General features: G+C 52.1%; 10 protein-coding genes. 8 read left to right on the forward strand and 2 right to left on the reverse strand.

From position 1 onward, the window contains the following. Positions 1 to 24 precede the first annotated feature (24 nt). The 8 genes from ACQY8X_RS12665 to rpsA all read left to right on the forward strand — a co-directional run bounded on the left by ACQY8X_RS12665 (position 25) and on the right by rpsA (position 10,896). Positions 25 to 1,791 (forward strand): EAL domain-containing protein, encoded by a 1,767-nt coding sequence (locus tag ACQY8X_RS12665; protein WP_428035505.1) that lies wholly within the window; start codon positions 25 to 27, stop codon positions 1,789 to 1,791. A gap of 261 nt (positions 1,792 to 2,052) precedes the next feature. Continuing rightward, on the forward strand, positions 2,053 to 2,676 hold the full coding sequence (locus ACQY8X_RS12670) for an NUDIX domain-containing protein (RefSeq protein ID WP_428035506.1): 624 nt from the start codon (positions 2,053 to 2,055) through the stop codon (positions 2,674 to 2,676). A gap of 37 nt (positions 2,677 to 2,713) precedes the next feature. Continuing rightward, positions 2,714 to 3,154: a DUF1249 domain-containing protein gene (locus tag ACQY8X_RS12675; RefSeq protein ID WP_428035507.1), complete on the forward strand. Its 441-nt coding sequence runs from the start codon at positions 2,714 to 2,716 to the stop codon at positions 3,152 to 3,154. Beyond that, positions 3,151 to 3,927 (forward strand): metallophosphoesterase, encoded by a 777-nt coding sequence (locus tag ACQY8X_RS12680; RefSeq protein WP_428035508.1) that lies wholly within the window; start codon positions 3,151 to 3,153, stop codon positions 3,925 to 3,927. The genes ACQY8X_RS12675 and ACQY8X_RS12680 overlap by 4 nt, the downstream gene beginning before the upstream one ends. Before the next feature lie 92 nt (positions 3,928 to 4,019). Beyond that, positions 4,020 to 4,649, forward strand: a complete 630-nt coding sequence (locus tag ACQY8X_RS12685; protein ID WP_428035509.1) for a YqiA/YcfP family alpha/beta fold hydrolase — start codon at positions 4,020 to 4,022, stop codon at positions 4,647 to 4,649. 8 nt (positions 4,650 to 4,657) lie between these two features. Continuing rightward, positions 4,658 to 6,550, forward strand: coding sequence for a DNA topoisomerase IV subunit B (parE, locus tag ACQY8X_RS12690; RefSeq protein WP_428035510.1), 1,893 nt, complete (start codon positions 4,658 to 4,660; stop codon positions 6,548 to 6,550). Between the two features lie 69 nt (positions 6,551 to 6,619). Continuing rightward, positions 6,620 to 8,905, forward strand: coding sequence for a DNA topoisomerase IV subunit A (gene parC, locus ACQY8X_RS12695; protein ID WP_428035511.1), 2,286 nt, complete (start codon positions 6,620 to 6,622; stop codon positions 8,903 to 8,905). A gap of 311 nt (positions 8,906 to 9,216) precedes the next feature. Further along, complete coding sequence (gene rpsA, locus ACQY8X_RS12700) at positions 9,217 to 10,896, forward strand: 30S ribosomal protein S1 (RefSeq protein WP_428035512.1); 1,680 nt, start codon at positions 9,217 to 9,219, stop codon at positions 10,894 to 10,896. Positions 10,897 to 10,974: 78 nt separating this feature from the next. Here the strand turns inward: rpsA and ACQY8X_RS12705 are convergent, their stop codons facing one another. Together ACQY8X_RS12705 and ACQY8X_RS12710 are read right to left on the reverse strand one after the other, a co-directional pair. After that, positions 10,975 to 12,612, reverse strand: a complete 1,638-nt coding sequence (locus ACQY8X_RS12705; protein ID WP_428035513.1) for a methyl-accepting chemotaxis protein — start codon at positions 12,610 to 12,612, stop codon at positions 10,975 to 10,977. 277 nt (positions 12,613 to 12,889) lie between these two features. After that, positions 12,890 to 13,374, reverse strand: a 485-nt coding sequence (locus ACQY8X_RS12710) for a LysE family translocator (RefSeq protein WP_428035514.1), incomplete at its 5' end; no start/stop codon positions are given.

Below are 13,374 nucleotides of genomic sequence, written 5' to 3' on the forward strand. Positions count from 1 at the left end.
GCCTCAATTGCCAACAGACTTATCATGACCGTGTCGCAGACTATACCTGATCGTTATACCCAGCTTAAAGAGCTGATTGAAGCCGAACAGTTGTATCCCCATTTTCAGCCGATTGTGGATCTTCGTCGTGGTGAAATATTAGGCCATGAGGCGCTGATTCGGGGGCCGGAAGGTAGTGAACTTTATTCTCCACAGTTGTTATTCAGCACAGCCATCGAGTGTGGTCTGGAGAGCCGGCTGGAGCTATTGTGTCGCCGACTCTCTCTGGAGGCTTTTGCGCGACAATCCATGGAGGGTAAACTGTTTTTAAACGTCAGTGCATCACTATTGGGTACTCCTGAGCACCGTGAGGGCCTGACGGCAGAGTGGCTTAAGTCTCTTGATATTCCCCTGGATTCCATCGTTATCGAGATATCAGAACAGCACCCGTTTGATAACCATGGGCTGACGCTTGAAGCGATCAATCATTACAAGCGGATGGGGTTCAGAGTCGCAGTTGATGACCTGGGAACCGGCTATTCCGGGCTTAAACTCTGGTCAGAGTTGCAGCCCGAATACGTTAAAATTGACCGGCATTTCATCCACAATGTGGATCGTGATCCGGTGAAGCGTCAGTTTGTAAAATCGATCTGCAGTATTGCCAATGGCGTAGGATCAAAGGTGATTGTTGAGGGGGTGGAAACCCGTTCAGAGCTGGTTACCCTGAAGGAGCTGGGTGCAACGATTGGGCAGGGGTTCTATCTGGGACGGCCAACGCAGACACCGAGAATGCAGTGTGATAGTCAGGAGTGGTTGCCGCGTAAACGGCGGGCCGGCAGCGAAAAAGATATGGCTGAGACGGCGGCGGTGCTGGTGCACCCTGCGCCGGCCCTCAGCTTTGATGATCAGATGGGGTATACCGCTAAGCTGTTTCGGGAAAACCCGCTGTACGATATTCTCGCGGTGCTTGAAGATGGCCGGCCGATTGGTACGGTGCACCGCTCTGACCTGCTGGAACTGTTTTCTACCCAGTATGGCCGGGCGCTGTATGAAAACCGTCCCGTTACCCGCATTCTGGATACCCGAGCGATCATTATTGAGTCTGATTCCAGTCTGGAGCAGGTCTCCCGATTGATTACTGAGCAGGATGCGGTGTATCTGCATCAGGGGTTGGTGATTACAAAGGATGGCCACTATCAAGGCATCGGTAATGTTCGGGATCTGTTGAAAAAAATCACCGAACTGAAGATACGCAATGCCCGTTATGCTAACCCGCTGACGCTGCTGCCTGGCAATGTACCGATCAATCGGGAGATTGATGGGTTGCTGAAGCAAACCGAAAACTTTCGGGTGGCTTATTTTGATATCAACTACTTTAAGCCGTTCAATGACAGCTACGGTTATGTCAAAGGTGATCGCCTGATTCAGCTACTGGGCGAGCTGCTTACCCAGCACGCCAATGGTGAAAATTTCACCGGGCATGTGGGCGGCGATGACTTTGTTGTGGTGTTCCGTACCGATAACTGGAAAGAGTGTTGTGAGAAAATCCTGCTTCAGTTTGATCAGGCGATCCGCGAGTTTTACAGCCCGAGAGATCTGGAACAGGGCGGTATATGGGCTGCCAGTCGCACCGGTGAGTCGGTATTTTATCCGGTGCTGAGCCTCTCCTGTGGGGTTGTTCATCCTGACCCCTATCGTTGTGTCAGCTACCATGAAGTGGCAGAGCTTGCCGCTCAGGCGAAGAAAGAGGCGAAGAAACGGGATGGCAGTTATCTGTTTGTTTCCCGGCGACGCAAATTGCGGGTTAACTGAGCAGGCTTGCTCACCGGGAGAGGGCAACGCCGGTTGCTGATAATCTTGTCGGCACTGGCGCCATTTTTTTTGCAGGTTTTTCAGGTGTGCACAGCCTGGAAACCCTTCAGCCCAATACAGTCGTTAAACTTTTCATGCCCGCTTTTTCGCTAAGCTTCCTACCAAGCCTTCGATTCAGGCTTTCCAGTCATGCTATATTGTCGCTCTGTATGCAGACCTGCATCGGTGATTAAAAAAACTGTCTGACTCCGGAACCCCGTTATGACCCACTGGCAACCACGATTTAGCGCTGCGGATGCGGCGATTATTGAACAGCAACGAACCTGCGATGGCTTCTTTAAAATCAGTCGGCTGAAAATTCGCCACTCACTGTTCGAAGGGGGCGAGATTGAGGTTGTCAGAGAACAGTTTCAGCGGGGGGATGCGGTCTGTGTTTTACTCTTTGATCCGGATAAAGACAGCATTGTGCTGGTTGAACAGTTCCGTGTGGGCGCTCTGGGCAGGCCAGGTGGCCCCTGGTTGCTGGAGCTGGTTGCCGGCATTGTTGAAGAGGGGGAAAGCGCGGAAGAGGTTGCGCTACGGGAGTCCGTCGAGGAGGCGGGTGTGGCTATCTTTGATATTGTGCCGATAACCCGATACCTGCCCAGCGCTGGGGGGAGTGATGAATATGTTGACCTGCTATGTGCCCGGGTGGATAGCTCGAATGTGGGGGGTGTTCATGGTCTGGCGAATGAGGGCGAGGATATTCTCGTGCATGTGCTACCCTTTGCTGAGGTGTGTGAGTTGGTGGGCAACGGTACGATAGATAATGCTGCCACCATAATTGCGGTACAATGGTTACAGTTGAATCAACAGCAGTTGTTGCAGCGCTGGGGTTGCGTGTAATCCCGCAGCGAATTAAGAGTTTTGAGCTTTGGAGACCATGAAAAAACGTTATATCCCTGACCTGGTAAAGCAGATGGCCGATTGTGAGGCTAACTATCTGCGACTGATGCGGCTGATGCCGGATCTTGAACAGTGCGATGAGCGCGAGTTTGAGGTTCACTGGCACCAACAGCAGAGCGTCGTGCGCCTGCGGGTTGAGGAACGTTTTACCTATACCACCACCGTGCTGGTGTCTCAGAGCTTTGATCACAGCTGGCTGGAAGCGCCGAGTCTGGTGGTGCGGATGTATCACGATGCCCGGGCGGCCGAGGTGATCTGCCTGAAAAGCCGGCGTCAGTTCCGTGGCGTGTACAGCTATCCGAACGAGCGGATGCATCAGAAAGATGAAAAAGCTCAGCTGAACCAGTATCTGGGGGAATGGCTGAGTCACTGTCTGACGCACGGTCAGGCAGCCGAACCGGTGTATAGTTTTTTATGACCCCAGTGGTTGTCGCACAGATTACCGATTGTCATCTGCAAGATGATCCTTGCCAGGATTATCGTGGTTTCAATGTTGAGCAGCATCTGGATCGTGTGGTTGAAAATCTTCTGTTACAAACCCCTGCAGCTGATCTGATTCTCTGGAGCGGTGACCTGGCCCACCATGGCGGCCCGGAAGGGTATCAGCGTCTCAGTCAACGGCTTACGGAGCTGCCCGTGCCCAGCTATTGGATTCCCGGTAATCATGATGATGTGACGTTGATGCAGCAGGTTGGTAGCCAGTTTGGCGGACAGCTGAATCAGCGCAGTTTGGTGACCGGCGGCTGGGGAATCATACTGCTAGACAGTACCTCTGAGCCGGATGGCCAGGGTGGTGGCTCGCTGGCGCAGTGCGAACTGGATTTTCTTCAGCAGCAGTTGCAACGCTTTCAGGATTGTCATTGTCTGGTGGTGCTACATCACAATCCGCTCCCGGTGGAGAGTGACTGGCAGGACCAGATTATGCTGGGCAATGCTGATCAGTTCTGGCGTGTGTTGGGGCAGCATCATCATGTCAGAGCGGTTATTAATGGTCATGTGCATCAGTCCAGCGACCGGATGCATAATGGCGTCCGGGTAATGATGACACCCGCGACATCGGTGCAATTTAAAGCCGCATGTCAGCAGCTGATACTGGAGGATGACCCGGTGCTGAAACAGCCTGGCTACCGCTGCCTGGAACTGTATCCGGATGGGCGAATTGAGACCTCGGTCAAAAGAGTCGCGGGTTAAGGTTGCATCGATCGGCGCTCTCCGGTACTTTACCGAAAATATGTATATATATACAGATAAAGACAAGCAGCGTTCAGGAAAAAAGGTTATTGATGGCTCAGCCTCTGTTTATCTATATTCACGGCTTTAACAGCTCGCCGGACTCCTATAAAGCCCGGTTTTTTGTTGACTGGATGACTGCTGCAGGAAAGGCTGATCAGGTGATTGTGCCCACCCTGCCTCACTGGCCCGCAGCGGCAATCGATCTGCTGGAGCAGTTGATAACCGCCAACAAGGATCGCACCATTACCCTGATTGGCAGTTCACTGGGGGGCTATTACAGCACCTGGCTGGCAGAGAAGTATGGCCTGCGTGCGGTGTTGATCAATCCTGCAGTGCGGCCATATGAACTGTTGGCAGCGATGTTGGGCGAGCAGGGTAATTACTACCGCGATGAGACCTATGAGCTGACCCCTGAACATCTGCAGCAGCTGCTGGCAATCGAGTGCCAGCGGCTGCAAGACCCCTCCCGTTATCTGCTACTAACCCAGACCGGCGATGAAACGCTGGATTACCGGGAAGCGGTAGAAAAGTTCAGGGATTCACCAATGCTGGTGCAGCAGGGTGGTTCCCACGGTTTTGACCAATTTGAATCTGTAATTCCGGCGATACTGGCATTTGCCGAAGGCCGGGTTGAGTTGCCCGCTGTCACTGATCTGACACTCCGGGCGGATAAGGACTGAAACTTCCGATGAGTAATACCTATAACTCTGATGCAATTGAGGTACTGAGCGGGCTGGACCCGGTACGTCGCCGTCCCGGTATGTATACCGAGACTGACCGGCCGAATCACCTGGCGCAGGAAGTCATTGATAACAGTGTCGACGAAGCACTGGCGGGTCATGCGACTCAGCTGGATGTCACCCTGCATAAAGATGGCGCGATCAGCGTCAGGGATAACGGCCGGGGGATGCCGGTGGATATCCACCCGGAAGAGGGCGTCAGTGGTGTTGAACTGATTCTTACCCGGCTGCATGCTGGTGGTAAGTTCTCCAACGATAACTACAACTACTCCGGTGGTCTGCACGGGGTGGGGGTGTCGGTGGTAAATGCCCTGTCGAAACTGTTGGAGGTGACCATCCGTCGGGGAGGCAATGTCTATCGTATGACCTATGCCGACGGTGAAAAAGTCTCGGATCTGGAGATCATTGATAGTTGTGGGCAGCGCAATACCGGCACCGAAGTACGTTTTCTGGCAGATCCGAAATATTTTGACTCGCCGAAATATCAGCTGACAAAACTGCGCCATATGCTGCGGGCTAAGGCGGTTCTCTGTTCCGGTTTGCGGGTCACTTTTACCGACGCGACCGGCGCCTCCAAAGAGAAAGAGGAGTGGTACTACGAAGATGGTCTGGTGGATTATCTTAAAGGTACGACCCAGGTCTATGAAACTCTGCCAGAAGAGCCCTTCACTGTCTCCTTTCAGGGCGAGATTGACGCTATGGATGTGGCCCTGCAGTGGCTGCCGGAAGGGGGGGAGCTGACCTGTGAAAGCTATGTCAACCTGATTCCTACGGCTCAGGGGGGCACCCATGTTAATGGTCTGCGCACCGGTCTGCTGGAGGCGATGCGCGAGTTCTGCGAGTTTCGCAATCTGCTGCCCCGTGGGGTGAAAATCTCTGCGGAAGATATCTGGGAACGCTGCTGCTATGTGCTCTCAGCGAAGATGCAGGATCCGCAGTTCTCCGGGCAGACTAAAGAGCGTCTCTCATCCCGTCATATTGCCGGTTTCATCTCCGGTGCAACCAAAGATGCCTTCAGCCTGTGGCTCAACCGCCATGTGGAAGAGGGTGAAAAGCTGGCAGAGCTGGTGATCAGTAATGCTCAGAGGCGGCTGCGTTCAAATAAAAAGGTGATCCGTAAAAAGGTAACCTCCGGGCCGGCGCTGCCCGGTAAGCTGGCCGACTGTACCGGCAATGATGCGATGCAGGGCGAGTTGTTTCTGGTGGAGGGTGACTCGGCGGGCGGCTCAGCTAAACAGGCGCGTGATCGTGAGTATCAGGCAGTGATGCCGTTGCGCGGTAAGATACTGAATACCTGGGAGGTGGATCATAACGAAGTGCTGGCCTCCCAGGAGGTTAACCATATCTCCATCGCGATAGGGGTTGAGCCGGGCTCGGATAATTTTGACAGCCTGCGTTACGGTAAAATTTGTATTCTGGCCGATGCGGATTCCGACGGTTTGCATATCGCTACTCTGTTGTGCGCCTTGTTTGTGCGTCATTTCCGCCCGCTGGTGGCTGCGGGGCATATCTATGTGGCGATGCCGCCTTTGTATCGTATCGATGTTGCCAAAGATGTTTTTTACGCTTTGGATGACAATGAGAAAGACAGCATTGTCGAACGAATTAAGGCGGAACGTAAGAACGCTAAGATCGGCGTGCAGCGCTTCAAGGGTCTGGGTGAGATGAACCCGTTACAGCTGCGCGAGACCACCATGTCACGGGATACCCGGCGGTTGGTGCAGCTGACCATCGAAGCGGGTGACGACACCAATGAGATGATGGATATGCTGCTGGCGAAAAAACGTTCGCCGGACCGCAAAGAGTGGCTGGAAAGCAAAGGGGATCTGGCAGACATATAGTGTCTGCCACTCTGTGATTAGGTTGATGATCGCGCTGACGAATGAGTTTTATAAGCTCCGGGATAAAAAATGAGCGGAACAGTACATATTGACGAAGGCATTGAACGCCTGTCACTGAAAGAATATACCGAGAAAGCGTATCTGGATTATTCCATGTACGTCATTCTTGACCGGGCCCTGCCAAATATCGGTGATGGCCTGAAGCCGGTGCAGCGACGCATCGTCTATGCGATGTCGGAGCTGGGGCTAAAGTCCACAGCAAAGTATAAAAAATCTGCCCGTACCGTCGGTGACGTACTGGGTAAATTCCATCCTCACGGTGACAGCGCCTGTTATGAAGCGATGGTGCTGATGGCGCAACCGTTCTCCTATCGTTATCCGCTGATCGATGGACAGGGTAACTGGGGTTCTCCCGATGACCCTAAATCCTTTGCGGCGATGCGTTACACCGAGTCGAAACTGGCAAAGTACGCTGAGGTATTGCTCAAAGAGGTGGCTCAGGGCACCGTGGAATGGGGAGCCAACTTTGACGGCACCATCGATGAGCCACTGACACTGCCGGCCCGGCTGCCGAATATTCTGCTCAACGGTACCACCGGTATCGCCGTGGGTATGGCGACTGATATTCCGCCGCACAACCTGCGGGAAGTGACCCAGGCCTGTATTCAGCTGCTGTCGAAACCGGGCATGAGCATCGAGGAGTTATGCGAGATCGTGCCGGGCCCGGATATGCCCACCGATGCTGAGCTGATTACACCGCGCCATGAACTGCAGAAGATGTATGAAACCGGCAAGGGCAGCTTGCGTGCCCGTGCCGTTTATAGTCGCGAGCAGGGTGATATTGTCATTACTGCGCTGCCTTATCAGGTGTCCGGCGCTAAAGTGCTGGAGCAGATTGCCCAGCAGATGCAGCAGAAAAAACTGCCGATGGTGTCTGACCTGCGGGATGAGTCGGATCATGAAAATCCGACCCGGCTGGTGATCGTGCCGCGTTCCAATCGCATCGATGTTGAACAGCTGATGGCGCACCTGTTCGCCAGTACCGACCTGGAGCGTACCTACCGGGTTAACATGAACATGATCGGTATTGATGGTCGCCCGAAGGTGAAAAACCTGAAGGAGATCCTCACCGAATGGTTGTCCTATCGAACTGAAACCGTGCGTCGCCGGTTGCAGTTCCGTCTGGATAAAGTGCTGGCACGGCTGCACATTCTTGAAGGTTTGATGATCGCCTATCTCAATATCGACGAAGTGATTGAGATCATCCGTACCGAAGAGAAACCGAAGCAGGTGATGATGGAACGCTTCGGTATTACTGAGATTCAGGCTGAAGCGATTCTTGAGATCCGTCTGCGCCAGTTAGCCAGGCTGGAAGAGATCAAGATCCGGGGTGAGATCGATGAGCTCTCAAAAGAGCGGGATTATCTGGAAGAGATTCTCGGTTCTGAAAAACTGATGCGCAAGCTGATTCGTGATGAACTGAAAGCGGATGCCGAAGAGTATGGTGATGACCGCCGCTCACCTATTGTGGCCCGTGAAGAAGCGAAGGTGATGGATGAAAAGGCACTGCTGACAGCTGAACCGATTACTGCGGTGATCTCCAAGCAGGGCTGGATTCGTTCGGCCAAAGGTCACGATATTGATCCGGAGGGGCTGAGTTACAAGTCCGGTGATGGCTTTAAACTGGCCTGTCTGGGGCGTATGAATCAACCCATTATACTGTTGGATAGTACTGGGCGGGCCTACTCCCTTGAGGCGCATACGTTACCGTCGGCACGGGGTCAGGGGGAGCCAATTACCGGTAAACTGACGTTGCCGAAAGGGGCTACTATTGATGGCGCTGTTGCGGGTAAAGACAGCGATGTGGTGCTGCTGGCATCGGATGCTGGCTATGGATTTGTTACCAAGATTGCCGATATGACCAGTAAAACCCGCACCGGTAAAGCCGCTCTGACACTGCCAAAAGGTGCAAAAGGGATGGCACCGATGTTACTGAAGAATAAAGACACTGATCTGTTAGTGGCGGTGACCAATGAAGGGCGAATGCTGGTATTCCCGGTGCAGGAGCTTCCGGAGCTGGGGCGTGGCAAGGGCAATAAAATTATCAACATTCCATCGGCCCGAGCCGCCGCCCGCGAGGAGCTGGTCGTCGCCTTGGTGACCCTGTCACCGGAGGATACCCTGCAGGTTAACTCTGGTCGTCAGCACCTGAAAATGAAGCCTGGCGATCTGGAGCACTATCGGGGCGAGCGGGGGCGCCGGGGCAACAAGTTGCCGCGGGGGTATCAGCGGGTCGATTCGCTGGATGTGATTGCTAAGTCCCCGGTTGAAGAGGCATCCGGCGAGTCTGAATAAGGAGGTTGAAATAAAAAAAGAGTGGTCACTAATCACTCTTTTTTTTGGCCGTGTGCCCCTGGGTACAGGACTATTTAACGGGTGTTTTGGCCCTTGCCGACAGAAAAATACAGATTTACGCAGCGCATTTACTTTCTTCTTGATAAAGATGTCTGTAAAATATCGCGCCTGACACTCTCCTGTGTGGTTGTTTTTTAGTCAGTACTCGCAACCTTCTCAGGATAATTAAACTGCCCTGTATCAACTGACAATACAGGTATGACCCCCTGCGAACACCCCATTACTCTGGTGTTTGTAGTATAGGAAAAAGCATGACCGAAAGCTTTGCTGACTTATTTGAAGAATCCCTAGAACTCGTTGCTATGGTGCCTGGCACCCTCGTTATGGGTGAAGTTATCGACATCGATAGTGACTGGGTTACTGTAAACGCTGGCCTGAAATCTGAGGCAGTTATTGCCCGCAGCCAGTTCCTTAACGATGCCCAGGAACTTGAAGTTCAGGTGGGTGACATGGTTAAGGTTACCCTGGAAAGCGTTGAAGATGGTTCCGGTGAGACTCGTCTGTCCCGTGAAAAAGCGAAGCGCGCTGAGTCCTGGGGTGTTCTGGAAACTGCATTCGAAGCTGAAGAAACTGTTAAAGGTTACATCAGCGGTACTGTTAAAGGTGGCTTCACCGTTACCGTTAACAAGATCAATGGCTTCCTGCCAGGTTCACTGGTAGATGTCCGTCCGGTTAAGAACGTTGACCACCTTATCGGTCAGGAACTGGAATTCAAACTGATTAAGCTGGACCAGAAGCGTGACAACATCGTTGTTTCTCGCCGCGCAGTACTGCAAGAAGCTAACAGCGCTCAGCGCGATGAGCTGCTGGGTACGCTGGAAGAAGGTCAGCAGGTTAAAGGTTACGTTAAGAACCTGACCAACTACGGTGCATTCGTAGATCTGGGTGGTGTTGACGGTCTGCTGCACATCACTGATATGGCGTGGAAACGTATCTCTCACCCTAGCGATATGCTGACTCCGGGTGATGAGATCACTGTTCAGATCATCAAGTTCGACAAAGAGACTAACCGTCTGTCTCTGGGTCTGAAGCAGCTGAACGAAGATCCATGGGCATCTATCCTGGCTCGTTTCCCTGCTGGTACTAAGGTGCCTGCACGTGTGACTAATCTGACTGACTACGGTTGCTTTGCGTCTATCGAAGATGGCGTTGAAGGTCTGATCCACGTGTCTGAAATGTCCTGGACCAACAAAAACATCCATCCTTCTAAAGTTGTTCAGGTGAATGACGAAGTAGAAGTTATGGTTCTGGATGTTGATGAGAAGCGTCGTCGTATCTCTCTGGGTATGAAACAGTGCATCGCTAACCCATGGTCTACTTTTGCTGAGCAGTTTGCTGCTGGTGATAAAGTGACTGGTACTATCAAGACTATCACTGACTTCGGTATCTTCGTTGGTCTGGATAACGATCTTGACGGTCTGGTGCACATGTCTGACATCTCCTGGGATGCTGACAGCGAAACCGCGCTGCGTGAATACAAGAAAGGCGAAGAAGTTGAAGCCGTTATCCTGTCTATCGATGCTGAGAAAGAGCGTATCTCTCTGGGTATCAAACAGCTGGAAAGCGATCCTTTCTCTGAGTACGCTGCTGCCAACGATAAGAACACTATCGTTAAAGGTATCGTTAAGTCTGTAGACGCTAAAGGCGCTAACATCGAGCTGGCTGAAGGCATCGAAGGTTACCTGAAAGTGTCTGATATCAGCATTGATCGCATCGAAGATGCTTCTACTGCCCTGAAAGTAGGCGAAGAAGTTGAAGCGAAGATCATTAACCTGGATCGTCGTAACCGTTCAATCACTCTGTCTATCAAGGCTAAAGACCAGGCAGATGAGAAGGCGGCTATCAAAGCGGTTGCTGAAGCTCCCGTTGAGATGGCAGGTCCAACCACTATCGGTGACCTGATCAAGGCGCAGATGGAAGCGAAGAAGTAAAACTTCTTTTCTTAAGTGATAAAAAAGAGCGCTGATGCGCTCTTTTTTTGTTTTGCCGTTGCGGTGTTTGTGATGCTGTCAGACGGTGAAGCGTTCGGATAGCACCTTGAGGTGTTCAGATAGGTGTGCCAGCTCTTCGCAGGTTTGGGCGATCTGGTTGGATCCGGCAGCACTGTCGACAGACACTCCGCTAATTTTAACCACGCTCTGGTTGATCTCCTCAGATACCAGACTCTGCTCTTCTGACGCGCTGGCGATCTGTATCGTCATCGCATTGATATGTTCAACAGCTGCTGCGATATCATTCAAGGCGTTACCGGCTTTCAGGGTTTGCTGAACGACCGTGTCTGCTTCGGTGCTGCTGGCCTGCATCGCATGAACGGCGGCTTTGGTGCCCGACTGTAAGCGTTCGATTACCTGGGCGATCTGCTGTGTTGACTCGGCAGTCCGGCTGGAGAGTGATCTGACCTCATCAGCGACCACGGCAAAGCCTCGTCCCTGTTCGCCTGCGCGCGCCGCTTCAATCGCAGCATTCAGTGCCAGCAGGTTGGTTTGTTCGGCAATGTTGTTGATCACCTCCAGAATGTTGGCAATATTGGTGCTTTCTGCTTCCAGAGTGTGGGTTAGTTCAGCTGAGTCGGCTAACTGTTCGGAGAGCTTTTGCACTGCAGCGATGGTGGTGTCGACAACCTGTTTCCCAGACTCGGCAGCTTCGGCGGCGAGCGTCGATGCTGAGGCGGCATCCTGAGTGTTCTTGGCAACTTCGTGCACTGTTGCTGTCATCTCTGTCATGGCAGACGCAACCAGAGAGGTTTCATCTTGCTGTTGCGTCATTCCCCTGCTGGTTTGTGCGGTCGTTGCTGACAGTTCGGTGGCTGAGCTGGCGACCTGGGATGTTGCTGCAGTCAACTCCATAATAAGGCCCTGAAAGCTGCCCATCATCTCATTAAATGCCTGACCCATGGTGCCAAATTCATCACTATTCTGGATCTCTGATCGAAGTGTCAGGTTTTTAGTCTCTGCGGTCTTGGAGATTACAGTGGTGAGTGCTTTAACCGGGTCGATGATTGATTTGGCAATCAGTGCTGATACGACTCCCATAATGATCAGGACTACTATCAGGATTTCTACTTCCTGCCAGAAGACATGCCAGAACTCTTCATCAATATCATGGGTAAATACGCCGGTGCATAATACCCAGTTCCAGCCTGGGTGAAGGCGTGCAAAGGAGATTTTCCTTTGTGGTTCAGAGATGCCAGGGTGAGGCCACAGATATTCGACAAAGCCCCCCGTACTGTTCTGTTTTGCTACTTTAACTAACTCCTGCATAAACGGCATGCCGTTGTTATCTTTTTTATCGGCGACGTTGCCACCTTCAAGCTTTTGATTGGTTGGGTGCATTAACATTTTCAGCTGAGTATCAAGTACAAAGAAATACTCATCTTCGCCATAACGCAGGCTTCGGATTGACTCCAGCGCGCTTTGCTTAGCCGCATCTTCAGACTTTTCACCCGCCTCAGCCATTTTCTGTTGATGGTCAATTAATGAATAGGCTGCGTTGGTAAGGTTTTCCAGCTCCATTTTTCTTTGTTCGAGCAGGTCACCTTCAAGCTTTAGCAGGGAGAGTGAAACAATAGTGATCAGGCTGATAACTGCAATTGCAACCAGTAGCAAGACCTTTGATCGGACGCTGATGCGTCGAAGTAGTTGATTCATGCATATACTCCATAGATGTATGCTGCGGATAATCTTAACCTTGTCTATACGTTGTAGCACATAGTTTAGGTTCTTATCGCTAATCACATATAGATTGAGAGAAGCGTTGATTCAGAGAAACGCTGTCTCAAAGAGACTAACTTTCTGCCTTGAATCAACACTATAGCGTAGTATTGTGGGAGGGATTGATTTTCATCAATTGTAGCGGATGTTAACACCCAGTTTGGGTACAATGGCTGTGTGCCTGGATGGCGCATCAGCCAGGGTGCTGTGTAATTCAATTGCGCTGGGTAAACAGCAGGCCGATACCTGCGCTTGCCAGCAGGGTGCCACAGCTACGATTAAATAGCTGTCGTTTAAGAGGCTCGGCAAACCATTGGCGCAGGTAGATACCAAACAGTGCATAAATAGAAATAGCCAGCCACTCCAGAAGCAGGAATGTTACGCCCAGAGTGAAGAATTGCATGCCAGCCGGAGAGTCTGGATCGATAAACTGAGGCAGGAAGGCGGTGAAGATGAGGATCGCTTTAGGATTGCCTGCCGCGAGAAAGAACTCCTGCTGCATCAGCTCAAGCAGTTTTTTATCCCTCCGGGGCTGCGTTATATCTGTGTCGACAGGATCGGCGGTCCAGAGCTTAAACGCCAGCCAGAACAGGTAGCAGGCGCCGACAACTTTTATCAGTATAAAGATGGCTGCAGAGGTGTGCAGGAGCACCGCAAGCCCGGTTGCGGCGAGGAAGATCATGCCTGTAAACGCGATCA

It is taken from the genome of Amphritea sp. (assembly GCF_050300915.1).
Taxonomy (GTDB): Bacteria; Pseudomonadota; Gammaproteobacteria; order Pseudomonadales; family Balneatricaceae; genus Amphritea.

Bases quoted from the DNA above. Each gene is read 5' to 3' on its own strand.
- ACQY8X_RS12665 (WP_428035505.1), top strand. From the start codon at position 25: ATGACCGTGTCGCAGACTATACCTGATCGTTATACCCAGCTTAAAGAG.
- ACQY8X_RS12670 (WP_428035506.1), top strand. From the start codon at position 2,053: ATGACCCACTGGCAACCACGATTTAGCGCTGCGGATGCGGCGATTATT.
- ACQY8X_RS12675 (WP_428035507.1), top strand. From the start codon at position 2,714: ATGAAAAAACGTTATATCCCTGACCTGGTAAAGCAGATGGCCGATTGT.
- ACQY8X_RS12680 (WP_428035508.1), top strand. From the start codon at position 3,151: ATGACCCCAGTGGTTGTCGCACAGATTACCGATTGTCATCTGCAAGAT.
- ACQY8X_RS12685 (WP_428035509.1), top strand. From the start codon at position 4,020: ATGGCTCAGCCTCTGTTTATCTATATTCACGGCTTTAACAGCTCGCCG.
- parE (WP_428035510.1), top strand. From the start codon at position 4,658: ATGAGTAATACCTATAACTCTGATGCAATTGAGGTACTGAGCGGGCTG.
- parC (WP_428035511.1), top strand. From the start codon at position 6,620: ATGAGCGGAACAGTACATATTGACGAAGGCATTGAACGCCTGTCACTG.
- rpsA (WP_428035512.1), top strand. From the start codon at position 9,217: ATGACCGAAAGCTTTGCTGACTTATTTGAAGAATCCCTAGAACTCGTT.
- ACQY8X_RS12705 (WP_428035513.1), bottom strand. From the start codon at position 12,612: ATGAATCAACTACTTCGACGCATCAGCGTCCGATCAAAGGTCTTGCTA.